At 36.5% G+C, this 24268-nt stretch carries 24 protein-coding genes and 2 pseudogenes; 15 read left to right on the top strand and 11 right to left on the bottom strand.

Annotated features, from left to right (window positions below):
• Positions 1-68: 68 nt before the first annotated feature.
• Together AC0KUU_RS12700 and AC0KUU_RS12695 are read left to right on the top strand one after the other, a co-directional pair.
• Positions 69-1028 carry a S8 family peptidase gene (locus tag AC0KUU_RS12700; RefSeq protein ID WP_043979318.1) on the top strand — a complete coding sequence of 320 codons (960 nt, stop codon included), beginning with the start codon at positions 69-71 and terminating at the stop codon, positions 1026-1028.
• Entirely contained in the window at positions 1025-1828 is an 804-nt protein-coding gene (locus AC0KUU_RS12695; RefSeq protein WP_322551899.1) for an endonuclease I family protein, read from the top strand. The genes AC0KUU_RS12700 and AC0KUU_RS12695 overlap by 4 nt, the downstream gene beginning before the upstream one ends.
• A gap of 49 nt (positions 1829-1877) precedes the next feature.
• On the opposite strand, the gene AC0KUU_RS12690 is transcribed toward AC0KUU_RS12695, so the two are convergent.
• Entirely contained in the window at positions 1878-2339 is a 462-nt protein-coding gene (locus tag AC0KUU_RS12690; protein WP_016763546.1) for a MarR family winged helix-turn-helix transcriptional regulator, read from the bottom strand.
• A gap of 279 nt (positions 2340-2618) precedes the next feature.
• On the opposite strand from AC0KUU_RS12690, the gene AC0KUU_RS12685 reads away from it, so the two are divergent.
• The 4 genes from AC0KUU_RS12685 to AC0KUU_RS12670 all read left to right on the top strand — a co-directional run bounded on the left by AC0KUU_RS12685 (position 2619) and on the right by AC0KUU_RS12670 (position 5649).
• Positions 2619-3257: a biotin/lipoyl-containing protein gene (locus tag AC0KUU_RS12685; protein WP_013082429.1), complete on the top strand. Its 639-nt coding sequence runs from the start codon at positions 2619-2621 to the stop codon at positions 3255-3257.
• Between the two features lie 33 nt (positions 3258-3290).
• Positions 3291-4916 carry a DHA2 family efflux MFS transporter permease subunit gene (locus tag AC0KUU_RS12680; RefSeq protein ID WP_034275603.1) on the top strand — a complete coding sequence of 542 codons (1626 nt, stop codon included), beginning with the start codon at positions 3291-3293 and terminating at the stop codon, positions 4914-4916.
• Between the two features lie 61 nt (positions 4917-4977).
• Complete coding sequence (locus AC0KUU_RS12675) at positions 4978-5406, top strand: MarR family winged helix-turn-helix transcriptional regulator (RefSeq protein WP_043979311.1); 429 nt, start codon at positions 4978-4980, stop codon at positions 5404-5406.
• A gap of 45 nt (positions 5407-5451) precedes the next feature.
• Positions 5452-5649 (top strand): helix-turn-helix domain-containing protein, encoded by a 198-nt coding sequence (locus tag AC0KUU_RS12670; RefSeq protein WP_013082432.1) that lies wholly within the window; start codon positions 5452-5454, stop codon positions 5647-5649.
• Positions 5650-5678: 29 nt separating this feature from the next.
• On the opposite strand, the gene ytzI is transcribed toward AC0KUU_RS12670, so the two are convergent.
• On the bottom strand, positions 5679-5813 hold the full coding sequence (gene ytzI / locus AC0KUU_RS12665) for a YtzI protein (RefSeq protein ID WP_016763550.1): 135 nt from the start codon (positions 5811-5813) through the stop codon (positions 5679-5681).
• A gap of 128 nt (positions 5814-5941) precedes the next feature.
• Here ytzI and AC0KUU_RS12660 point away from each other — a divergent pair, with 128 nt between their 5' ends.
• Entirely contained in the window at positions 5942-6109 is a 168-nt protein-coding gene (locus AC0KUU_RS12660; RefSeq protein WP_081085297.1) for a YfhD family protein, read from the top strand.
• Between the two features lie 90 nt (positions 6110-6199).
• Here the strand turns inward: AC0KUU_RS12660 and AC0KUU_RS12655 are convergent, their stop codons facing one another.
• From AC0KUU_RS12655 to AC0KUU_RS12640, 4 genes are all read right to left on the bottom strand, one after another.
• Complete coding sequence (locus AC0KUU_RS12655) at positions 6200-7207, bottom strand: FecCD family ABC transporter permease (protein ID WP_322551900.1); 1008 nt, start codon at positions 7205-7207, stop codon at positions 6200-6202.
• On the bottom strand, positions 7204-8214 hold the full coding sequence (locus tag AC0KUU_RS12650; protein WP_098791553.1) for a FecCD family ABC transporter permease: 1011 nt from the start codon (positions 8212-8214) through the stop codon (positions 7204-7206). The genes AC0KUU_RS12655 and AC0KUU_RS12650 overlap by 4 nt, the downstream gene beginning before the upstream one ends.
• An 81-nt stretch (positions 8215-8295) precedes the next feature.
• Positions 8296-9216 (bottom strand): iron-hydroxamate ABC transporter substrate-binding protein, encoded by a 921-nt coding sequence (locus AC0KUU_RS12645; protein ID WP_162213909.1) that lies wholly within the window; start codon positions 9214-9216, stop codon positions 8296-8298.
• Positions 9217-10011 (bottom strand): ABC transporter ATP-binding protein, encoded by a 795-nt coding sequence (locus AC0KUU_RS12640; RefSeq protein WP_237074702.1) that lies wholly within the window; start codon positions 10009-10011, stop codon positions 9217-9219.
• A gap of 189 nt (positions 10012-10200) precedes the next feature.
• Here AC0KUU_RS12640 and AC0KUU_RS12635 point away from each other — a divergent pair, with 189 nt between their 5' ends.
• The 4 genes and pseudogenes from AC0KUU_RS12635 to AC0KUU_RS12620 form a co-directional block, all read left to right on the top strand.
• Entirely contained in the window at positions 10201-11250 is a 1050-nt protein-coding gene (locus tag AC0KUU_RS12635) for an NAD(P)/FAD-dependent oxidoreductase (RefSeq protein WP_322551901.1), read from the top strand.
• 157 nt (positions 11251-11407) lie between these two features.
• A complete protein-coding gene (megL, locus tag AC0KUU_RS12630; protein WP_322551902.1) occupies positions 11408-12595 on the top strand; it encodes a methionine gamma-lyase in 1188 nt (395 codons plus the stop codon).
• A 213-nt stretch (positions 12596-12808) separates the two neighbouring features.
• On the top strand, positions 12809-14053 hold the full coding sequence (locus tag AC0KUU_RS12625; protein ID WP_043979293.1) for a Bcr/CflA family efflux MFS transporter: 1245 nt from the start codon (positions 12809-12811) through the stop codon (positions 14051-14053).
• Between the two features lie 117 nt (positions 14054-14170).
• Positions 14171-14290, top strand: a pseudogene (locus tag AC0KUU_RS12620) (aldo/keto reductase); the annotation flags it as partial.
• Positions 14291-14294: 4 nt separating this feature from the next.
• Here the strand turns inward: AC0KUU_RS12620 and AC0KUU_RS12615 are convergent.
• From AC0KUU_RS12615 to AC0KUU_RS12600, 4 genes and pseudogenes are all read right to left on the bottom strand, one after another.
• A pseudogene (locus AC0KUU_RS12615) lies at positions 14295-14864 on the bottom strand (Y-family DNA polymerase); the annotation flags it as partial.
• A 298-nt stretch (positions 14865-15162) separates the two neighbouring features.
• On the bottom strand, positions 15163-15633 hold the full coding sequence (locus AC0KUU_RS12610; protein WP_322551903.1) for a DinB family protein: 471 nt from the start codon (positions 15631-15633) through the stop codon (positions 15163-15165).
• 16 nt (positions 15634-15649) lie between these two features.
• Complete coding sequence (locus AC0KUU_RS12605; protein WP_043979289.1) at positions 15650-16210, bottom strand: HPP family protein; 561 nt, start codon at positions 16208-16210, stop codon at positions 15650-15652.
• A 119-nt stretch (positions 16211-16329) separates the two neighbouring features.
• A complete protein-coding gene (locus AC0KUU_RS12600; protein WP_043979286.1) occupies positions 16330-16914 on the bottom strand; it encodes a CGNR zinc finger domain-containing protein in 585 nt (194 codons plus the stop codon).
• 1102 nt (positions 16915-18016) lie between these two features.
• On the opposite strand from AC0KUU_RS12600, the gene pruA reads away from it, so the two are divergent.
• The 4 genes from pruA to AC0KUU_RS12580 all read left to right on the top strand — a co-directional run bounded on the left by pruA (position 18017) and on the right by AC0KUU_RS12580 (position 23848).
• Positions 18017-19582: an L-glutamate gamma-semialdehyde dehydrogenase gene (gene pruA, locus AC0KUU_RS12595; RefSeq protein ID WP_028408064.1), complete on the top strand. Its 1566-nt coding sequence runs from the start codon at positions 18017-18019 to the stop codon at positions 19580-19582.
• 71 nt (positions 19583-19653) lie between these two features.
• The gene (locus AC0KUU_RS12590) at positions 19654-20574 is read left to right on the top strand and encodes a proline dehydrogenase family protein (protein ID WP_043979283.1); all 921 of its coding nucleotides are present in this window, start codon (positions 19654-19656) and stop codon (positions 20572-20574) included.
• A gap of 171 nt (positions 20575-20745) precedes the next feature.
• Complete coding sequence (locus AC0KUU_RS12585) at positions 20746-22134, top strand: amino acid permease (RefSeq protein WP_322551904.1); 1389 nt, start codon at positions 20746-20748, stop codon at positions 22132-22134.
• Positions 22135-23071: 937 nt separating this feature from the next.
• Positions 23072-23848 carry a DUF4046 domain-containing protein gene (locus AC0KUU_RS12580; protein ID WP_322551905.1) on the top strand — a complete coding sequence of 259 codons (777 nt, stop codon included), beginning with the start codon at positions 23072-23074 and terminating at the stop codon, positions 23846-23848.
• 87 nt (positions 23849-23935) lie between these two features.
• On the opposite strand, the gene AC0KUU_RS12575 is transcribed toward AC0KUU_RS12580, so the two are convergent.
• Positions 23936-24160 (bottom strand): YczF family membrane protein, encoded by a 225-nt coding sequence (locus AC0KUU_RS12575; protein WP_029325680.1) that lies wholly within the window; start codon positions 24158-24160, stop codon positions 23936-23938.
• Positions 24161-24268 lie beyond the last annotated feature (108 nt).

Here is a 24268-nt window from a genome sequence, read left to right as displayed (position 1 = left end):
AAAAATAAGCGATTAAAAGTGATCCCACCATGAACTACCTTCCATTTAATCCTGCAGGGGGAATCTGAATGAAGAGCAAAGTGCGCATTATCCCATTTCAAGTAGTTGAACAATTGAATCAATTTAATGAAGTCCCAGAAGGAGTCGCTCTAATTGGAGCAGAGCAAGTATGGAAGCAAACAAAGGGACGGGGAATAACCATAGCGGTTTTGGATACCGGCTGTGATGTTACACATCCAGATTTGCAGGAGCGAATTATTGGAGGAAAAAACTTTACACAAGATGATCAACAAAATCCAGATATTTTTCAAGATTATAATGGTCACGGCACTCACGTAGCAGGCACAATTGCAGCAGCGCATAATGGAACGGGTGTTGTAGGAGTGGCTCCTGAAGTGGGCTTACTTATCCTAAAAGTACTTGATGGAAATGGTTCAGGTCAATACGAGTGGATTATTCAAGGTATTAACTACGCCATCGAGCAAAAAGTAGATATCATTTCGATGTCGCTTGGAGGTCCGTCGGATGTGCCTGAGCTACATGAAGCGATTCAAGATGCTGTTGATCAGAATATTTTAGTTGTCTGCGCAGCGGGAAATGAAGGAGATGGAGAAGGCTCCACAGATGAGTTTGCGTACCCAGGCTCATATAATGAAGTGATTAGCGTAGGAGCTGTTGATTCAGAGAAACGATCTTCGGTATTTTCCAACTCAAACAACGAAGTAGATGTAGTAGCTCCGGGAGAGAAGGTCGTATCAACTTACTTGAATGGAAAGTATGCCGCACTGAGCGGAACCTCTATGGCAACACCTCACGTAGCAGGGGCCTTAGGATTGATAAAAGTTCTTTCAAATGAAATGTTTGGAAGAGAACTTACAGAACCAGAGCTTTATGCACAGTTAATCAGAAGAACCCTTCCATTAAATGAATCACCAAGAGAAGTAGGAAACGGATTTGTGCACTTGACCGTTGTTGAAAAGCTGTTGCGTGAAATTCAACGTCAAATGACTTCAGAGGTGATCGGATGAGAAGCAGTTTAGATATGCTAATGATGGAAAAGCAGCAGGCAAAAGCTCTTTATCACGAATACGCAAACAATCGAAGTTATTATGATGAAAAGACAGATGAAGAAAATAAAAATCTTTATTATCAAGATACGCTCTTTGAAAGAGAAGCCATGCAAACGTTGTTAAAGGAAACGCATCAGCATTTGCTAAGTTATTCGCCGCATAAATATGTATATCCCTGGGTGGATCTACAGGAGAATGGGGAGCTGAAAAGTCTATACTCAGGGAAAGGGATGGATCCGTTAGAAACTATACAGCAAGATATTGATCAACTTCAGTCGCTTAGTAACTCCTCTCTTTCAAGCAATGATATACTGCTAAACTGTGAGCACGTTGTCCCACAATCTTGGTTTGGGAAACAAGAGCCTATGAGAGGCGATTTGCATCATTTATTTGCGTGTGAACCTTCTTGTAACAGTCGAAGAGGTAATTCTTCTTATATTGACTTCACGGATTATACGCCGGAAGTAAAACAATCAGATGTGAAAGAAGGATGTGGCAAAGCAGAAAAAGGTAAGTTTGAACCTGAATATGGAAAAGGAATTGTGGCTCGATCAACTCTTTATTTTTTAATTCGCTATCATAATAAAATTGACTCTTCGCGAGTAGATCTTCCTCTTTTACTAAAATGGCATGAAGAATTTACTGTTTTACTTTATGAAAAACATCGCAATGCAGCAATCTTTGAGTTGCAAGGCAACCGAAATCCTTTTATCGATTTTCCTGACAAAGCAGGTGCGTTAATGAGTTCTGCTTTCTAAAATAGCGAAGAGCTCCGCTTCAATTCGAAGCGGAGCTCTTTTGGATAATCTAATATGAAAATCCATATTTATCACTTAAAAGGGCGTCCATTTTATTTAATAAGCGAAAATATTCTTCTTGTTCTTCTACACTTAGAGCTGCTAGCATATCTTTTAAAAATCCATTTCGCTTCTCTGTAATCATTGAAACAAGTTTCTTTGATTCATCGGTCAGTGAAACCCACACGACTCTCCGGTCTTTTTCGTCTCGCACGCGCTGAATGAGAGATTCTTCTTCCAATTGATTTAATAAGCTAGTTGTAGCGCCCGAGGTTAAGTGAAGTTTATTTGAAATATCTGCTACCATATACTTTGTGCCGCTGGCAATGTAGTTTAAGATATAAAATTTAGTGGGTGTTAAGTGATAAGGCTGTGTTTTTAATGTTTCTTCGACTAAATGCCGCATATATTGAAAAAAAGATGTGTTAATTTGATAAAGGTGTTCAATTTTTGAATCTAAATTGTTATCCATGCTAGCTTCCATCTCCTTGTACACTACGGACGTATATAAACTAACTCTAAAATAAAATGAAACAATTGTAAAGGATGGCAATGATTATCTTTAACCACCATTATTATTTTTAAATTAATATCTTTACGAAAAAATATCTTTATGATAAAGTTATTTAGGTGGTTAACCAAATAGATGATTGTAAAGAAACATATCTCATAATAGATGGAGATTATATCTTTATGAAAAAGCTATATAAAAAAGTAATTTTATTAGTGAAGTATTAAGGAGGAGTAATGAATGTCTAGAAGTCGCTTAATGGTAACAAATTTTATTGGAATTATCGTTATTTTAGCTTTATTAATTGGAGGAGGATATTATTACGTTCAAAAATCGAACTATATTACAACGGATAACGCTAAAGTATCCGGAGATGTATACAATGTAGTTGCACCTGCAGCAGGTAAAGTAGCAAGCTGGACAGTAGAAGAAGGAAATGATGTATCAAAAGATGCTGAAATTGCTAAAATTCAAGCTGAAAAAGGGTCTGTAGCTGCTAAAGTGCCAGCAGATGGAAAAATTATTCAAACAAACGTAAAAGAAAATCAAATGGTTCAAGCTGGACAGCAAATTGCAACGGAAGTAGATATGAAAGACCTATTTATCGTAGCAAATATTAAAGAAGATCAGCTTAAGGATATTAAAGAAGGCGACGATGTAGATGTAACGGTAGACGGAGACAGCAGTGCAAAAATCGACGGCAAAGTCGAAGAAATTGGATATGCAACCAATTCACTTTCATCTTTAACATCGAACTCAAGCTCAGATGGAAACTACACAAAAGTGTCTCAAACGGTTCCTGTGAAAATTTCTATTTCTAATTATTCAGAGCATGTACTGCCAGGTATGAACGCAGAAGTAAAAATTTCGAAAGACTAATTCTTACTACAACAGTTCAAGAAGGGAGGAAATATGATGACAGCCAGTATAGAAAACACAAGTGATGGATCCATCAAAAAGCATATTCCGCTATTGATTGTTTTAATGCTTGGTTTGTTTCTTGCGATATTAAACCAAACGTTACTGAACGTAGCCATCCCGCATTTGATTACTGAGTTTGGCGTAACGGCAAATACAGCTCAGTGGTTGTTAACTGGATATATGCTTGTGAACGGGGCATTAATTCCGCTTTCAGCTTTTTTAATTGAACGATTTGGTGTGCGTCGTTTGTTCTTATTTGCAATGTTTTGTTTTACAGTAGGGTCATTGATTTGCGGAATTGCACCTACGTTTTCGATTATGCTTACCGGCCGTTTAATTCAAGCTATTGGCGGAGGTGTCTTATCGCCTCTTGTTATGACCATTATCGTGTTTATTTTCCCTCCTCACATGCGAGGAAAAGGGATGGGGATTTTTGGTTTAGCCATGATGTTCGCACCGGCTATTGGACCAACGTTATCTGGATGGGTTATTCAAAACTATGATTGGCACATCCTTTTTAACGGCATGGTGCCATTAGGTGCCATTGTATTAATTATTGCTTTCTTTCAATTAAAAGACATTCAGCCTCCAAAGGATGTAAAAGTTCACATGCCTTCTGTTGTGACATCACTTGCAGGTATGGGATTATTGCTTTATGGATTCAGTGAAGCTGGAAATGACGGCTGGACGGATTCAGTTGTTCTTTCTACAATCATTGGCGGGGCAGTTCTTTTAATTATATTTGTTCTTCAACAAATTAAATCTGAAAAGCCGCTATTGGATATGCGTGTATTCAAATATAATATTTTTTCACTATCAAATATTATTAGTATTGCGATTACAATCAGTATGTACGCAGGCATGTTCTTGCTTCCAATTTACTTGCAAAATATCCGCGGATATTCTGCTTTTGATTCAGGACTGCTGTTGCTTCCTGGCGCACTTGTTATGCTGGTTATGTCGCCGATTTCAGGTACATTGTTTGATAAAGTGGGACCTCGTCCGCTAGCAATCGTTGGTATGCTCATTACATCTATTTCAACGTTTGAATTTACGAAGCTGACGATGGATACACCGTTTAATCATATTTTAGCGATTTATATTATCCGTTCGTTCGGTATGTCACTCTTAATGATGCCGATTATGACAGCCGGTTTGAATCAGCTTCCGCAGCGACTAAGCAGTCACGGAACGTCAATGTCTAATACGCTTCGTCAAGTAAGTGGTTCAATTGGTATTAGTTTAATGACGACCATTTTTACGAACCGTACAACGTATCATGTAAATGAAATCAGCAGTTCCATGAATACGTCTGATCCATTCTTTATGAACAGCTTTCATTTATTTGTACAAAAAGTAGCTGCTACTTTGCATTTATCACAAGATCAGGCTCAGCAGCAAGCGCTGAAGGTTTTATCTGGAAAAATGACGCAGCAAGGTACGATCCAAGGTATCAACGATGCCTTTTACTGGGCAACAGCAATTTCTGTTATTGGTTTAATTTTAAGTTTCTTCCTTCGTGACGTACGTAAAGATAAAGTAGTCGAAGAAAAGAAATCAAAAGCTCAAGAGGAAGATATTCGTATGCTTCCAGCTCCGAAAAGTATAAATTCATAAGGAGCTATAGAAATCTAAAGTTCATCATAAAAATGTTGGAGAGAAAGGGGCAGTGAGGCGGATGGATCCATTGATATTTGGTGAAGAAATTCAAAGAATTTCAATATCTTTAAACAAAAAAGTAATGACAAATGTAAAAAGCCTTTTACAGCATTACGGAATTACCCCTTTTCAATATCATATTTTACTGATTGTTGAACGTGCAGATACAATGCCTGTCACCAAAGTGGCAGACGAGATAAAGGCGAGCCCAAGCGTTATTACAGCATCGATTACACGTTTGTATGAACTGAATCTTGTGGAGCGCTACCATTCAAAAAGAGATCGGCGTAAAGTTATGGTCGAGCTTACAAACAAAGGGAAGCAAGTGATTCAAGCTGCTGAAAAAGACATGCAGCAAGGGGTTGAAAAACTGTTTGCTTGCTATAAAGAAGAAGAACAGCAGCAATTTCTCACGCTCTGTCGACAGCTAGATGAACATGTGACTTGAACTTGAGTAGAAAAAAGTATATTGAGTTAAGCGGAGTGAGTGTAAATGAATAAAGAAACGGTAAAAAACATTCGAAAAAACTACAATATGAATCAGCGAAACTTCGCTCAAGCAGTAAACTGCAGTTTTTCTTTAATTGCACTGGTTGAAGTGGGGAAGCGAAGAGTAACAAAAAACTTGGAAGACAAAATTAAGCAAGCATTTCAATTGAACGATCACGATTTAAAAACACTGCAAGGGTAATACAAAAAGTAGGTGTGAAACGAGCGCACCTACTTTTTTTCGTCTTGTTTTTTTGTAAGCGGATCTACCGTATGTTTGTAATCGTAAGCTTTCGAAGTAGTAACTATGCATAGCAGTAAAATAACAAATACAATGATAATAGAGAGCGTAATAATGATGATCATATAAAACGTCCTTTCTTTTTCTTATTACGTATGCTTTCGTTCTTATTGGTAAAATTCCTTCTTTCTCCACATAGTGCAGAAACGACAAACGCATACTAGTAACAGCCTAAAATAAAGGAGTGTTTATAATGAATGAAAAAGAGTTGAAAAAACAATTAAAAAAGGTAGCGGATTATCCTTCATCTAAAGCAGATGGAGTAGACGAAGAGTTTTCTCGTGAATTAGCAGACCAAGACGATTTAGAAGCTCAGGCTAGAGCGAACGCTGCAGATGAAAGACAAAAAAAGCAAAACTAAAGCTGAGATAAAAGTATTTTAGCCCAAGTGAAAAACGAACCACTAATCGAAATGTTTGATTAGTGGTTCGTTATTTCTCAGCCTCGTTTATTATTTTTTCAAAAGTAAATAAACAAAGTAAGGAGCACCGATTACGGCGGCAATAATTCCTGCTGGTACACCGTTAGGATCGGCAATGTTATGTCCTATTGTATCTGCAATCAGCAAGAGCCAGCCGCCAAGTAAAATGGCAACGGGAATAAAAAGCTGGTTTCTCGGTCCGACTAAGCCTTTGGCAATATGAGGAGCAAGAAGCCCAATAAAGGCCACGCCGCCTGTAACTGAAACTGCGGCTGCCGCTAATGCAACCGCGGCTAGAAGCAATGTGATACGCTCTTTCTCCATAGCGATACCGACTCCAATAGCTGCAGCTTCATTTAAGTTAAAAATGTTTAATGAATTTGCTTTGTACAATATAAAAGGAATCAAGACAAGCAGCCAAGGTAGAAGTGCCCATATAAAAGGCCAGTCTGTCCCCCAAATGTTTCCTGCAATCCATTTAGCAATAAAATCAACTTTAGCACGATCAGCTGATGACATAATCACCACCATCATTCCAGAAAGAGCCATCGAAAAACCTACGCCTGTTAAAATAAGTTTTACAGGCTGCAGTCCTTGGCTTTTACTATATGCACAAAGGTAGATAAGACAAGCTGTAAACAAGGCACCGATAAACCCTACTAACGGAAGAGCATACACGAAAGAGCCAGCTTCAATTGGAAAAAATAAAAAGAATACGGCAATTGCGACGCCTGCTCCCGAATTAATTCCTATAATTCCAGGTTCCGCTAAGTCATTGCGCGTAACACCTTGTAAGATAGCGCCTGATAAAGCTAGAGCCATTCCTGCTAAAAGAGTAATGATAATTCGCGGAAGTCGAATTGAAAAAAGAACAAACTCATCTGCAAAATCCCCTTTGCCAAAAAGAGTAGGAAATACTTTATTATAAGGAAGGGAGGCATCCCCAAGCCCCATCCCTATTACAATCGTTCCAAGAATCAAAACAGTGAGCAGCATCATAATTATTCGTTGTTTTCTAATAAGCGCTGGGTGGATCATGAGAATGCTTTTCCTCCTTTACGAACAATGACTAAAAAGAAAGGTAAACCAATCATGGATACAACTGCTGCTATCGGTGTTTCATAAGGCGCACTTACGGTTCGGCCCAACGTATCAGCGAGCAGCATAAACGCTGCGCCAGTGACAGCGGACATAGGGATAATATAACGATAGTCGGTTCCTACAATTCCTCGTACAATATGAGGAATCATCAAGCCGATAAACACCATGTTTCCGACTAGCGCAACAGAAGCACCTGCAAGAAGAATCATGACAACAAATAAAACGGTTTTGACCTTTGTTGTTTGCTGACCTAACCCCACAGCGACTTCTTCGTTTAAGCTTAAAATAGTAAGCTGCCGGGAAAGCAAAAGGGCAATGAATATACCTCCCACAATAAAAGGAACAATGATTTGAAGCTGTTCCCAAGAAGTGCCTACCATTCCGCCAGCAGTCCACATCGATACATCTTTTGAAATTTTAAAATAAATACCGACGCCTTCTCCGATCGCATAAAGAAACGCTGAAACGGCAGCCCCGGCTAGTACAATTCGAAGCGGAGAAAAACCGCCTCTTTTTATAGCAGCAATTCCAAATACCAAAATTGCGCCAACCGCAGCTCCGATAAAGCAAGCAATCGTAATACCTAAATAATTTACAGAAGGGATAAAGGCAATGGTTACAGCTAAAGCTGCATTTGCGCCAGAAGTTAAGCCTAAAAGTCCTGGATCTGCAAGAGGATTTCTTGTCATACCTTGCATAATCGCCCCTGATACTGATAAAGCAGCGCCAACAAAAACAGCGGCGATTTCACGAGGTAAACGAATATCTCGGATGATCGAAATCTGTTCGTTTACACTGCTTGATGAAAGTGCTAGCCACACATCTTTTATCGATATATCAGCAGCGCCAAAAATCATTGAATAACCAAACATTATGATGAATACGAGCAAGGCACCTATTAATTTATATAAAAAAGGAATGAAACGCTGATTGTCTATTTTCATAAAACACCCATCTTTTCATGTAAGAATAAATTTAGTAAAACAAAGCAAGAGGAATTCTAAAAAGAATTCCTCTTGAATGAGTTACTTGCCAAGAAATTTTTGAGTAAAGAAATCTAGTTGATAATCTAATGTGATTGGATCATTAAAATAAAATTCTTTTGCATTTGCTTCAAATACGTGATTATTCTTTACAGCAGGAATATTTTTGTACGTATCTGTTTTCTCAAATGATGTATCTCCATCTTGGTTTTTACTGAAGATTAAATAATCTCCGGCATATTCAGGAAGAACTTCTGGTGAAATTGCATAGTAACCATCTTTCAAAGCCATGTCTTTTACTTTCTCTGGCATTTTTAATTTCATTTCTTGATAAAGAATCTCCGTTCCGCGTCCCCAGTTATCGCCAAATACATAAAGCTGCTTGTCAAAGTTCTCAATAACTGAAACCGTGGTATCGTCGCCAATTTTAGCTTTGATGTCAGAACCAGCTTTTGCCGCACGCTTTTTAAAATCGTTTACCCATGACTGTGCTTCTTTTTCTTTATTTAATAGTTTTCCGATTTCTACATGCTGAGTAAGGTAGTCTACTTTATCGTATGTATACGTGACGGTAGGAGCAATTTTTTTCAATTTATCAACGTTTTTTGTAGTAGATAAGCCAATAATTAGGTCAGGCTTTAATTTAATGATCTTTTCTAAATTTTCATCTGATACTTCTTCAACGCCTTTTAATTTCTTTTCAAAGCGGGGATTCATTTTAGACCATGAATCAACTCCGACAATATTGACACCTAACGACATGACGTTACCTGCGTAGGAGCCTAACACTACAACACGTTTCGGGTTAGCCGGAACTTTTACAGGGCCGTCTTCAGATTGATATATGATTGTCTTAGATTCGCCATTTTTGCTAGAATCATTTTTGCTTTCAGTTGAACCGCTGCTGCAGGCACTAATAAGTAGTACGAATATGAGCATGAATGGAAGCAGTAATTTTTTCATTTAGTTATCTCCTCTTAATAAGTTATACGTGATGCACATTGGTTTATTGGTTCTCGGGTCTCGTCCGATTTCAGCGTCGATATGAAACACTTTTTTTAGAACGTCATGCGTGATGACTTCGTCACACGTTCCGGCTTTAACAATTTCTCCATCTTTTAAAGCGATAATATAATCTGCAAAACGAGCGGCTTGATTTAAATCGTGAAGTACCATTACGACGGTACGTTCTTGCTCTTTGTTTAGCTTTTGAAGCAGCTCAAGCACTTCTAACTGATGAGCCATATCCAAGTAGGTAGTCGGCTCATCGAGGAATATAATATCTGTTTCTTGAGCTAAAGCCATTGCAATCCACACTCGCTGACGCTGACCGCCTGAAAGAGAGTCAATGAGACGAAATTTGTAATCTTTTGTTCCGGTTACTTCAAGCGCCCAGTCAATCGTTTGATAGTCTTGTTTCGACAGACGCCCAAACCCTTTTTGATAGGGAAATCGCCCATAAGATACAAGTTCTCCAACAGTTAAGCCGCTGGCACTTTCAGGGGTTTGAGGGAGAATGGCCATTTTTTTAGCGAGTGCTTTTGTATGTTCTGTTGAAATATTTTCGCCATCTAAAATGACGGAACCGGATTGATGAGAAATAATGCGGGTGACGGCTTTTAAAAGCGTTGATTTGCCGCATCCGTTTGAACCAATAATCGTGGTAATCTTTTTGTCTGGAATGTTAACGCTTAAATTCTTTACTATTAGACGTTCACCATAACTAATATGTAATTTCTCTGTATATAGGCGAACCATATCTGACCCTCCGTTTACGTTTAATACAACAAATACTTGATAATGATTATCAATATCGTTTACTTTACATACTATAATTCGAACGTTTCCGGATGTCAATAGTTATTTTTATTGTCAAAACGGTGAAGAAGATGTATATTCAAATGAGAATGATAATCAATAACAATTAATTGCAAGGAGCGGGTGTTCATGACACATAACGAACTGTTTGACGTGACGATTATAGGCGGGGGACCGGCCGGCCTTTATTCTGCCTTTTATAGTGGACTAAGAGAAATGAAAACAAAGCTGATTGAATATCAGCCAAAATTAGGCGGAAAACTTCACGTTTATCCTGAAAAAATGATTTGGGATGTAGGAGGGCAAACGCCTATTTCTGGTGCGAAGCTTATTGAACAGCTTGTTGAACAAGGGCTGACGTTTGATCCAACTGTTGTTTTAAATGAGAAGATTGAATCGATTTCTCGCTTAGAAGATGGTATTTTCCAGCTGACGAGTTCTTCAGGTGAACATCATTACTCTAAAACCATTATCCTTGCTGTCGGAGGAGGTATTTTAAATCCGCAAAAGCTCAAAATTGAAGGGGCAGAACGATTTGAAATATCAAACTTAAACTATACGGTTAAATCTTTGCAGCATTTTAAAAATAAAACGGTGATTGTTTCCGGGGGAGGAAATTCAGCCATTGATTGGGCAAATGAGCTAGAGTCCGTTGCTAAAAAAGTATATATTACGTACCGAAACAGTGAACTAAACGGTCATGAAGCACAAGTGAGACAATTAATAAACAGTTCAGCTCGGTGTCTGCTTAACACATCTATTACAAAATTAGTGGCTGATGGGACGCATGAATTTATTGAAAAAGTTGAGCTAACTAATCATCAAACCGGTGAAATTTCTTATTTACCGATTGACGAAGTCATTATTAATCACGGTTATGAAAGAGATACAGAGCTGTTAAAAAACAGTGAAGTATATATTAAAACCATTGATGACTGCTATGTTGCAGGTAACGCAGCAAGCGAAACGTCGGTAGAAGGCGTGTATGCAGCGGGAGACATTCTCATGCACGAAGGAAAAGTCCATTTGATTACAGGTGCTTTTCAAGACGCTGCTAATGCCGTAAACAAAGCAAAACAATTCGTTCAGCCCTCTGCTGCTAAGGCGGCTATGGTTTCTTCTCATAATGAAGTATTCAAAAAACGTAATTCAGCACTAATTAAACAAATGATGAAGTAAAGCGAGGTGCAGGGTGCATGTCGCTTCTTTCTCTACGGTGGGATTATCTATATGGAGAGGCAGGGAACGAAAAAAGAAAAGAGAAATATAATAAAGGAAAACGCTTACATTTTTTTAAAAAATGACATAGTGCTTGTGTGCATAAGGGGGAAGCCGTATGAACGAAAAAGAGAAATATCAGTTTGAAACAAAAGCCATTCACGCAGGGTATGAATCAAAACATCATTTTGATAGCTTAGCTCCGCCTATTTATCAAACGTCTACATTTACATTTTCATCTATAGAACAAGGTGCAAACCGGTTTAGCGGAGCAGAAGATGGTTATGTATATTCCCGGTTATCGAATCCAACGGTCACCATTTTAGAAGAGCGTATGGCACAGCTTGAAGAAGGAGAAGCCGCTTTGGCATTTGGATCGGGAATGGCTGCAGTATCGGCTGTATTGATTGGACTTACAAAAGCAGGCGATCATATTTTATGTTCTAAAGGAGTGTATGGATGCACATTTGGTCTCTTAGAAATGCTTGAGGAAAAATATCAAATCCATCATTCTTTCTCCAACTTGGAAACTGAGGAAGAAATTCTTGCTGCTATCAGAAAAGATACAGCATGTATTTATATTGAAACACCGATTAACCCGACTATGACTTTAGTAGATTTAGAGTTAGTTGCTTCTATCGCCAAACAAAAAGGAATTCCTGTGGTAGTAGACAATACCTTTTCAACTCCTTATTTGCAACAGCCGCTGAAGCTTGGGTGCGACTTAGTCATTCATAGCGCAACAAAATTTATTGGTGGACACGGAGATGTTGTCGCAGGAATTGTAGTAGGGAACAAAGAGGTTATTTCCGTACTGCGCAAAACGACGCAAAAAGATATCGGAGGCATTCTTTCACCGTTTGATGCTTGGCTGTTACTCAGAGGCTTAAAAACGCTGGCCGTTCGAATGGATCGTCACTGTGAAAATGCTGAACATATCGCAAAACAATTAAGTCTCCATCCCAAGGTGAAAGCCGTTTATTATCCAGGTGATAAAAAGAGCACTGCTTATTCTCTCATGCAAAAGCAAATGAGAAAAGGAGGGGGGCTTCTCTCTTTTGAAGTGAAAGGAGGTTATGAAGAAACCGCAAAAGTGGTTAATCAGCTTAAGCTCATTTCCATTGCGGTGAGTCTTGGAGATGCTGAAACACTTATTCAGCATCCTGCCTCGATGACGCATGCAGTTGTGCCGGAAGAAGCTCGAAAAGAAATGGGAATCTCAAATGAACTCCTTCGTTTATCAGTTGGCCTGGAAGCTTGGGAAGATATTATGAGAGATTTACAGCAGGCATTAGATAGTATATAACAAACGCTCAAACAACGCTTGAAGTATCTTAAGGATATTTCAAGCGTTGTTTTTTGAATATCAACTGTATGTCATCAGTCATACATCCTTTTTTGCGAACGGAACTTTACCTACATCTTTAGACAAATGTCCTAGACAGAAGAGATGCCTTTCAATAGACTAAAGATTATCTGTGAAAATACAATATTTAGGCAAGGAAGGTGCTCTGCTATTATGCTTCATAACCCAACTGGAAAAAAACGTCTAGGATTGGCGTTTCTTCTCAGCACGCTTGCGATATTAGGTCCGCTTAATATCGATATGTATTTGCCAAGTTTCCCTGCTATTGCTGATCATTTAGATGCCCGAGCTTCACTTGTTCAGCTTAGTTTAACATCGTGTTTACTAGGCCTTGCCATTGGTCAAATCGTGATCGGTCCAATCAGTGATGCGAAGGGACGAAAACGACCTTTACTCATTTCCATTTCTTTATTTATGATATCGTCCTTGCTCTGTGCTTTGGCTCCTACTATTACAGCTTTAGTCATCGCACGCTTTTTACAAGGGTTTACAGCTTCGGCAGGAGTTGTTCTTTCTCGAGCCATTGTCAGAGACGTTTTTAGTGGAAGAGAGCTTACGAAGTTTTTTGCTCTGTTAATGGTTATCAATGCCTTTGCGCCAATGATAGCACCAATGGCCGGAGGTGCTATTTTGCTTCTTCCTTTTGCAAGCTGGCATACTATTTTCTTGTTTTTAAGTTTAATAGGCCTTTTAATTGTTTTAACAATTTCAATGCGTTTAAAAGAAACTTTGCCAATTGAAAATAGAACGCCAAGTTCAATTGGTCATTCCATTCGCACGATGGGCAGTCTATTACAAGACCGTTCTTTTATTGGGTATGCCTTAATTGTCGGACTGGTCCACGGAGGTAGCTTTGCTTATGTATCAGGCACTCCATTTGTCTATCAAGGGATCTACCATGTTTCTCCGCAAGTTTTTAGCATTTTGTTTGGCATTAACGGCTTAGCCATTGTGACTGGAAGCTTTATTATTGGGCGCTTTAGCGGAATTCTTCATGAAAGAAGCCTGCTTCGCATTGCCGTGATTACGGCTGTAAGTGCTACTAGCGTACTTCTTATCATGACCATGCTTAAAGGGCCGCTGGCTACGATTGTTATTCCCATTTTTATTTACATGATCTCTATAGGAATGACAATCACAGGCTCGGTGACATTGGCAATGAAAAATCAAGGACATAGAGCAGGAAGTGCGAGTGCCGTGTTAGGCATGCTTCCACTAACTTTAGGATCAATTGTTTCTCCTTTAGTGGGTATTAACGAAACCACAGCTATTCCGATGGCTGCTATTTTATTTAGTACGGCGCTTTTAGGTTTTGTAGCTTTCTTTACGTTAACTAAAAACAAGAAAGAAACAGAAAAGTGCGAAGTTAATGAGTTTAAAACGGAGGTTTCTCCGTAATCACTTTTTTGATTGTTTGACAGCACCACTCCTTTGTGAAAATGAGTGGTGCAAATTTATTCAAGTATTGGATAATATATGCCAATCTTAGAGCATGATCGAAAGGAGTGGATAATAATGAGTAAAGTAATTCCTGAAATAACCCTTAATGACGGGGTAACCTAGCCTGCTATAGGTTTTGGTACATATAAGCTTAACGGAAATGAAGGAGTCAACGCTATAATGAGTGCGATTGATGATGAATAGCCCACAATTTAAAGGGAATATTCTCATATCGCCAATACGCCACTCCTGTTGGGCTATTCTTTGCCTCATGGTCTAAGCTTACCTTGGCCAGTAAGAGATTAGGGCCTATGCCTGCCGTAGCTGTCAGGCGTGTCTTACGATAAATCTCATTAATAATCTTATGGGCTAATTCTTCTGGTGTATGAGCGAATAGATGTAGCGAAGCTGTCGCATCAATAAACAGCTCATCAATACTATAGGCATGAAAATCCTCAGGAGCCACGTACTGTAACACCAAGCTCAAAATATAGGTCGAAGCCTTGATATATCTTTCCATAGATGGATTCACCACATGAATATCTTTCCTTTTAGGAATGTCGAAAAGACGACTTCCTGTTTTGACCCCTTCTTTCTTTAATAATGGCGTGGTAGCTAATACAACGGATCCCGACCGTTTGATATCTCCTACTACCGCAAGCTTTGTTTTCAACGGATTTAATCCTCTTATGACAGAAGAAACGGGCGCATAGAACGCCTTCATGTCGATACATATAATGATTCTGTTTGGTAACTGTTCATCCTCCATTGAAAATACTCCTCAAATAAAAGAACGTTTGTTCTGTATATTATATACGAACAAACGTTCTTTATCCAGTGGAATATCATACCTTTTCCCGATTATTGCTATCCTATAGGAAAAGGAATACAAACTATCATTTAAAAGTGGAGTGAGAAAAAAGCCTGTATCTCCTTAGATACAGGCTTTTTCTTTTCGTGTTTAGTTACCATGATTTTAATTCTAGAACTAATTAAAACCTTTTCTATAAAAAATGAATTGTGTTTATTTTAAGGTTAACCCCATATTAAAAAACACATTATTCCAGTTAACTTAAAATAGATTTGATATTTTTAAGAGCATTATAATGCATTCCTTCGTGATATAGACAAAAACTCAGAAATTCATCTATATACCTTAACTTTAGACCAGTAGAGGTTATGTATGGCTGTAAGCTCTTTTCGCCTAATTTTTTTGGTAGTATAAGATTCAAGCGCTGATTCTGTAGTGTTAATAAGTTTAACAGTTCAATTAAACTTGGTCGTTCTATAGACCATTCTGATGGCTTGGTACCGGGTGCAAATATATTGTTATAATGCTCCGGTATATTTATTTCTTCTCCAGCAAAAGAAAAAGCAAATTTCTCTTGTACAACGTATATATGGCCTAGATTCCACTTTATATTATTATTTAGCCCATCTGGGATAATCTCTGTGAAAGCATCATCCATATGAGAAACTAGTTTAATTGTATTTTCTCGCGCAAAATTTAGTTGATTGCAAATATAATGTTCCATCATTAATCTTCTTCCTCCTTTACAACCAAAAAGTTGGATAAGCTCTATCACTTCGTAAATTATTTACGACTAAGGCTACAAGCACAATAAGTAAAGATCCAATTAGAACAGGCGTAATAATATAACTCCACGATACCCCACCTAAGATAACAACAATTGGATCGGCTCCTGCTGGAGGATGTGTTGTCTTAGTAAGCATCATTAACGCAATCGCTAAGCCAACAGCTACTCCTAAAGTCCAAGCATTATTTCCAAATGCATGATATATCACTAAACCCACAAGAGTAGCAACTAAATGTCCTCCGATGATATTTCGTGGTTGAGACAAAGGAGCATTCCATACCCCAAATGCTAATACACAACTTGCTCCAAATGGCGCCATCAACCAGGGCGTTGGAGTCATGTCTGTCAATAATCCTAGAGCTAAAATGCTAATAAGACCTCCAATTAATCCTGTGGAAGCATCCTTAAGATTAATCTTTAATGGACTTTTTGTATTAGTAACCATTTTTGAAAAGAAACTCCTTTTAGGTATAGCTGTACCTTCTGTTTTTGATTGAACTGAACCTGTGACACTCATATGCTTCACTCCTTTTTATTTTTCATTTATTTTACATTCATTAAAACTAACCTGTCAATATTGATTTAATAGGTTAGTTTATGACGGTAACAAAAAAGACTTGAATTCATTTTAAGAATTCAAGCCTTTTTATTGTTTTTATGTTGAAATCGAGCTACTTTCTTTCGATTCCCACATATTTTCATTGAACACCATTTACGTCTGCCTGTTAAATCAATAAATAATAGCACACAATCAGGGTTACTACATCTTTTGATTTTTTGTAGCTTACCATCAGCAATCAAACGCAAAGCATCTAATGATAAGAGAGATAAAATTTTATTTAGTTTGCTGCCTTTAGGAACTTCTCTTAGTTCACCTGACTCAAATTGATATACGTAAGGGGCATTCTCAATGTTTTTTTCTAAGTTTGAGATCCAATTGTTATTAATAGAATTCCCATCTGCTATTCCTTCGAAATTTTCTCTTAGTGTAAAGCGAAACTCATGAATATGAGGTAGTATTTCAGTTGCTTCATCCCTGGATATATTTAAAATCTCCCTATCAAGAGAAGGAATTTGTTCATACATTGTATGAAGCCAGTCTAAAAGATCTTGTTCATGAACCATCAATTCATGGCGACGACCATGACTTATAACTTCTGTATTTACCAAATCAATAGAAAGAAAGCCAGAAACTAAAGGGAATGTTCTCTTACTACACATTATGTTCTTCCTCCCTAAGTCAATATTGGTCAAAATTAATAATACAATTATATATTATCTAACTTATGTTTGAAATGGCATTCACTAACTTGGATTGATTAACCTTTATTTTAAAACATTAACTAATTTAAAATAGTAATTTTGGTTTCCATAAGTTTGATTTTAGGAACCAATTAAAATCTTTTCTATAAAAAATAAATGTAGTTAATCCAAGATTAATTCTCGTTAAAAACTAAGGTGTTTAAAACATAGCTGTCATTCTTATTTCCAAAGACAATCATTTTACTAAAAGAGTATTTAGGGTGAAGGAATCTTTCTATATTCCTTATTCCAAATTACTTGACTAGAAGATGATTTTATAGTGATTTTTACCTTTAGGGGAATTTAAAAACTATAAATAACTTCATATTTACATGATTGGATAACATTTGTAAGTTAGAGACTTATCTATCATAATGACGCTAGTAAATGTAGTGTCAATAGTTTTAATTCAGTGGAATTGTTCGTATCCTCTGTTAAAGCTTCATCAACGTATCAAGTTCAATTTTCTGCTGTAATCTAATTTATTAAGAGCTATAGCAGTAAAGATATTACATAATTTTATTCATAGTTTCTTATTTGTAATCATATTTAAAAATAGTTTTGTAACAGTTTCAAATGAATACAAGGGTGAGCTTTATCAAAATAAAGTTTTAATTAGACAACGTTTTTTAAAAGGATAGTCAATTAGGAAAGCTATTAGCTCATGCTGGAATACCTGAATATTAAATATAAAAAATATGTCAGATTATCTAACCATATATTTGCATAAAACCTTAAAAGTAATATAATCATTCTATCTTATGAACAAAAGTGTTCAAAAATATAGAATTGAACACTTTCGTAAAAAAAAGTATGTACAAAACCCATCAAAGGTGTTTATAATACATTCTTATAAAGAGTAAATGTTCTAAAAATTATAAATTAATTTATTATTTCAAACTTTTAGAACTAATTATCTAATAAGTATTGATAATTTGAAGATAGTATTGGCCAGTACTACAAAACACATCGATTTTAAAATCAGAAATCTATTAAAACTTTTAAGGGAGAGAATAGTACAATGACAACAACTCTTACAGAAATCAAAGCATATAAACATGAGCCTTTTACAGACTTTACACTTGAAGAAAATAAAAAAGAATTTAGTAAAGCTTTAGAAACTGTACAAGCCGAACTAGGAAAAGATTATCCTCTAGTTATTGGTGAAGAGTTAATTACAACAGATGAAAAAATTGTATCGATTAACCCAGCAAATAAAGTAGAGATTATTGGACGAGTGTCTAAAACGAATCAAGAATTAGCTGAAAAAGCTATGCAAACAGCTCTTTCTACATTCAATACATGGAAAAAAGAAGATCCAGAAGTACGCGCAAACATTTTATTCCGTGCAGCTGACATTATCCGTCGTCGTAAACATGAATTCTCAAGCTATTTAGTTAAGGAAGCTGGTAAGCCTTGGAATGAGGCTGATGCAGATACAGCAGAAGCTATTGATTTTCTAGAGTTTTATGCACGCCAAATGTTGAAGTTAAAAGACGGGGTACCTGTACAAAGTCGTGAAGGGGAAGAAAATAAATTTAATTATATCCCACTTGGTGTAGGAATCATTATTTCTCCATTTAATTTTCCGTTAGCTATTATGGCAGGGACTGCAGCTGCAGCAATCGTTACAGGAAACACAATCTTATTAAAACCTGCTGATGCAACTCCTGTCGTAGCAGCGAAATTTGTAGAAGTAATGGAGGAAGCTGGTCTTCCTAAAGGAGTACTAAACTTTATTCCAGGCGTTACACCTGAGATTGGCGACTATTTAGTTCAACATCCTAAAACACGTTTTGTTTCATTCACAGGTTCTCGTGAAGTTGGTTGCCGTATTTATGAAAAAGCATCAAAAGTACAACCAGGGCAAAAATGGTTAAAACGTGTTATTGCTGAAATGGGTGGAAAAGATACAGTGGTTGTTGATAAAGATGCAGATTTAGATTTAGCAGCATCTTCTATCGTTTACTCTGCATTCGGCTTCTCAGGACAAAAATGTTCAGCTGGTTCTCGTGCTGTGGTTCATCAAGATGTGTATGACATTGTACTTGAAAAAGCAGTTGCATTAACAAAAACATTAAAAGTAGGGAATCCAGAAGATGTATCTACTTATATGGGACCTGTTAGTCATGAGGCTTCTTACAACAAAGTATTATCTTATATTGCAATCGGTAAAGAAGAGGGGCGCTTGATGACAGGTGGAGAAGCAGATGACTCTAAGGGTTACTTCATTCAGCCAACAATCTTTGCAGATGTCGATGAAAAAGCACGCCTAATGCAGGAAGAGATTTTTGGTCCAGTAGTGGCTTTCTGTAAAGCACGCGATTTCGATCATATGATGGAGATTGCAAATAACACTGACTATGCTTTGACAGGTGCGTTACTTTCTAATACACCTGCCCATATTGAAAGAGCAAAAGAAGAATTTCATGTAGGTAATCTTTATTTCAACCGTGGTTGTACAGGTGCAATTGTAGGCTATCATCCGTTTGGTGGATTTAACATGTCTGGAACTGATTCAAAAGCAGGAGGACCGGATTACTTAATCCTGCACATGCAAGCAAAAACAACAAGTACATCACTTTAAAAACAATGGGACAGCTTTTCGAGGCTGTCCCGGGTTTAAAGAAAGGTACATATATTTAGGGGGGGATTTTCATGTTAGCAGAGGTTTCAAAAAATGTTTTTCTTCATGCTTCTCAAAATAGAGTACTAAATAAGGCTGCAAAAAAATGGGGTCTTAAATTTGGAGCTTCTCAAGTTGTGGCGGGGGATACAATTGAGAGTGCCATGGTAAAAGTAAATCAATTAAATCAAAAGGGGTTAGTTTGCACTCTTGATCATCTAGGAGAATTTGTATCTAGTAGAGAAGAAGCTATAGAAGCAACACAATATAACGTACGTACATTAGAAGCTATGGGGAAATCAGGGGTAAATTGTAATCTATCCGTTAAAATGACCCAGCTTGGTCTGGATATTGATCCAAATTTCTGTATGGAAAATATGCGTCGAATCCTTGAAACGGCAAAAAAATATAATAATTTTGTACGAATTGATATGGAAGACTATGCACATTGCCAAATTACGTTAGATATCTTAAAAAAATTACGTCAAACTTATAGTTATGATAACGTAGGTACAGTTATTCAAGCATACTTATTTCGAGCTGAGCAAGATGTAAAAGACTTAAAAGGCATTTCTCTTAGATTGGTTAAAGGGGCTTATCAAGAATCTCCTACAGTAGCTTACCAAGAAAAGAAGGAAATAGATAATAATTACATGAGAATTATTGAAGAACATTTATTAAGTGGAAGCTATACAGCTATTGCCTCTCATGATCATAATATTATCGAAAAAGTAAAAGAATTTGCTGAAAAACATCACATCAATCGTAATCAATTTGAGTTTCAAATGCTATACGGATTTAGAACCGATATGCAGTTGAGTCTAGCTAAAGAAGGCTATAAAATGCGTGTTTATGTCCCTTTTGGAAATGACTGGTTTGGATATTTTATGCGTCGTATGGCAGAAAGACCACAAAATGTTGCATTTGCATTAAAAGGCTTTTTTTCTAAATAAATATCTAAATTTTCATAATATTTAGATTTAATTGAGGTTCTGTCAAAAAAATTAAATAGCCTTTGTTATGTGAGCAAAGGCTTTTTCTGACGACTTTCTTCTCTACTCAACTATTAAATTTCCTTACTTTATGGATAGGAATATTAATTTTTACAAAGGAGGTTATAGGATATGCATGATCAACAGCCTGAGCTCAAAAAAGAACTAAAAACACGTCATATCACCATGATTTCTCTTGGTGGTGTCATTGGTGCTGGACTATTTATTGGAAGTGGAACATTAATTAATACTGCAGGACCTGGTTCGATTATCTCGTACGCATTTGCTGGTTTATTAGTCATTTTAGTAATGCGGATGCTAGGTGAAATGTCAACAGCCAATCCATCGAGTGGGTCGTTTGCTACTTACGCCAGAGAGGCACTTGGACCATGGGCTGGATATACTATTGGTTGGTTGTACTGGTTCTTTTGGGTTATTGTTATTGCAGTAGAAGCAATAGCTGGTGCAACAATTATTCAATATTGGTTTCCTTCTTTGCCATCCTGGTCCGTGAGCCTAATTCTTACCTTTCTGTTAACCTTAACTAACATATTTTCTGTTAAATCTTTTGGTGAATTTGAATATTGGTTTTCTTTAATTAAAGTAGTAAGTTTGGGTCTGTTTTTAATCCTTGGAGGAGCTATTATATGTGGTTTTATACCAGGAGTAGAATCACCTGGTACATCAAACCTTCTCGACAGAGGTGGATTCCTTCCCAATGGAATAAGTTCGATCTTCTTAGGAGTAACTGTTGTAATGTTCTCATTTATGGGAACAGAGATTGTAGCCACAGCCGCAGGTGAATCACCTCATCCAGAAAAAGCAATTATATCCGCAACAAATACCGTCATCTACAGAATTTTACTTTTCTATCTTGGCTCTATCCTGATTCTTGTAACAGTTCTTCCTTGGGATTCTTCAAGTTTGATGAAAAGCCCTTTTGTATCGCTCTTAGAAATTGTCAATATTCCAGCAGCAGCTCAAGTAATGAATTTTATCTTGTTAACAGCTGTACTTTCTTGCTTAAATTCAGGTCTTTATACAAGTTCTCGTATGTTATTTTCTATGGCTCAGAAAGGAGATGCTCCTAAACTGTTTTTAAAGGTAAATAGAAAAGGAATTCCTTTTAATGCAATTATAGGCTGTACAATTATTTCTTATATCAGCGTAGGTTTTAATTATCTTTCTCCTGATAAGATTTTTTTGTTTCTAGTCAATGCTTCTGGGGGAGTCGCTCTTCTTGTATATTTGGTAATCGCTTTCTCTCAATTACGTATGCGTAAAAGTTATGAAAAGGAGCAGCCTGAGAAACTCAAAATAAGAATGTGGCTGTTTCCTTACTTAACATACGGCACGATTGCTGGCATTACTAGTATTTTTATCGCAATGCCTTTTATTGATTCTTTACGTACACAGTTCCTTTTAACTTTACTAATAGCTTTATTCATTGTAGGATCTTTCTTTCTTACAAAAAACAGAAGGAATATAACAAAAATAGAAGTAGAGAAAAATATCTCTTAAATTTAAAGTCAATACAAATAAAGGAGCTATTTTTATGTGGATAATCACTACTTATTCAAATTTAAACAATACTACGATGTTTGAATATGAAAACGAAATAGAAGCAAGAAGAGCTTTTAAAGAAATCCAAGGCTGTAAGATCCTTTCGGAGGTTATTTATTTTAACGACTCTAAACTAGCTGTGAATGCATATTAATCTCTTATATTGTACGCTTCGTTATTAACGTTTGTTTTATAATTATTATAGAAGCTCGTCTAAAATAAACTTACCTCTAAGAGGTAAGCAATTTTTAGACGAGTTTTTTCACATATAAATATCTTTTGTTTTATCAACAAACGTTCGTTAAGGTGCATGTATTTAAAAGGACGTTCGTATTTTGTTATTTGAGTTAAACGGACGGTGAGAATGATAGATTTCTTATATAAAAGAAAAGTTCGTAAAAGTATACTTTTATGAACGGTATATTTTGTGTTATTGTTAAATTTATACAAATAATCCTATTTCAAATTTGGGTTTAAATATTATATCTATAATTGCATAAAAAAACCTATTCCCTTGTGCTGTTATGTGGGAATAGGCTCAATGAGTTAAGATGACATTTCGAAAAATCTCCAATTAACATGCCTTTTTTATTTTACAACAATTCAAAGTGGAAAGCGATTACATTTTTGTTTTAAACACAAAAAAATCGTAGCTTAGAAAGGATGGCGGACTTGTTGGAGTTTGGTTTCAAGAATCAATATGCACACGTATATTATTTTTCCTTTATCAATTCCCATATCCCTATTTACATAATGAAAAGAAAAGCTACTGATAAAGGATCAGTAGCTTTTCTTTTCATTATGTATCTTATCAGATTCAGCTCCATCCGTATATAAATCCCATTATTATACATAATAATAAACAAATATACTTTCTCAAAAGGGGCTTCGGATAGTGAATAGAGAACAAGTCATCGATATTTACCAAGATGTTCTAGAAAAGAAAAGAAAACGTTTTCCTAACTATTTCTTTGTAGGTAATGAAGGAAAAAAATATATGCGCTATATGACATGCTATCTACTTGAGCAACGATTATCGATTCCTATTCACGAGATTCCTCTACAGGTAACGGCAGGCACTTTATGGTCTAACCGTCTTAAACCACCTGCTATGCTTTATGAATGGAATTATTACGAAGTCATTGATAACGCTTATCCAGGAAGATTTAAAGCTTGGCAGTTTCAACAAGTTCCTGATAAATATTGGGATGGAGACGAAGGAAGAAAACGAGCTATTGAAGCAGTAAAGTACGTAATAGAGGAAAAACTAAAAATCCCTCTTAAAGAGATTCCTATTCAGGTTAATATTCACTTTTTTAGTCAACATAGCCTGAGAGGTGTCTTTTCCCTGTTCGGCCAATCCCCTTTTCAAGTAGTAGAGGCTGTTTATCCTGGAGTCTTTAAACCTTGGCAATTTGCTCATGTTCCCATGAATTGTTGGAAAAATGAAGAATACGTTCGGGAGGCAATGGTCGATTTTTTATTCAGACAGCTTCATTTCTCTTCTTATGAGGAGGCTTTTCTCAAATTAAAAGGAAGTCATTTCACCGATTTTCAGTTAACTGGTCTCTTTCAAATGGCGTTTGATTCCAGAATGAACAATGTGAAGGAGTGGATAAAAAACCAGTTAATGAATATAGACAATGAATTATCTTATGTGAATCTTGATTAATAAAAGAACCAATTGAAACGAATAGCCTGAACTACATCTCTATTATTTCCATTTCCTTTTTTCAAAAAGCGATTTATAAGTATGCAGTTACTTGCTTTGATTCCTCTTCTTTATAAAAAGATATGCAGATTCAGCAAAAAAAAGAAAAAGAAGAAAAAAGAGCACAAATAATTCGGCAACTTCCATTACTCGAAAAGGACTCAAGGCGTTGTACAACGCCTGAGAAACATCAAATCCTTGAAGAATATCAATGCCTAAAGAAAATCCCATTAAGCATCCCATCATTAAAAGGCTAATACCTATGATTTTCATATCAATCACGCTCCATTTAATAGGTTTTTCTTTTTCTTCTATGATGATACATAAATATTTATTGTTAATTTTTACATAAAAAGTTTCTATATGGTTAAATTAATAAAA

The organism is Priestia sp. ST2 (assembly GCF_055810735.1).
Note: the sequence above shows the minus strand (reverse complement) of the source record. Positions and strands in the feature narration are given on the sequence as shown.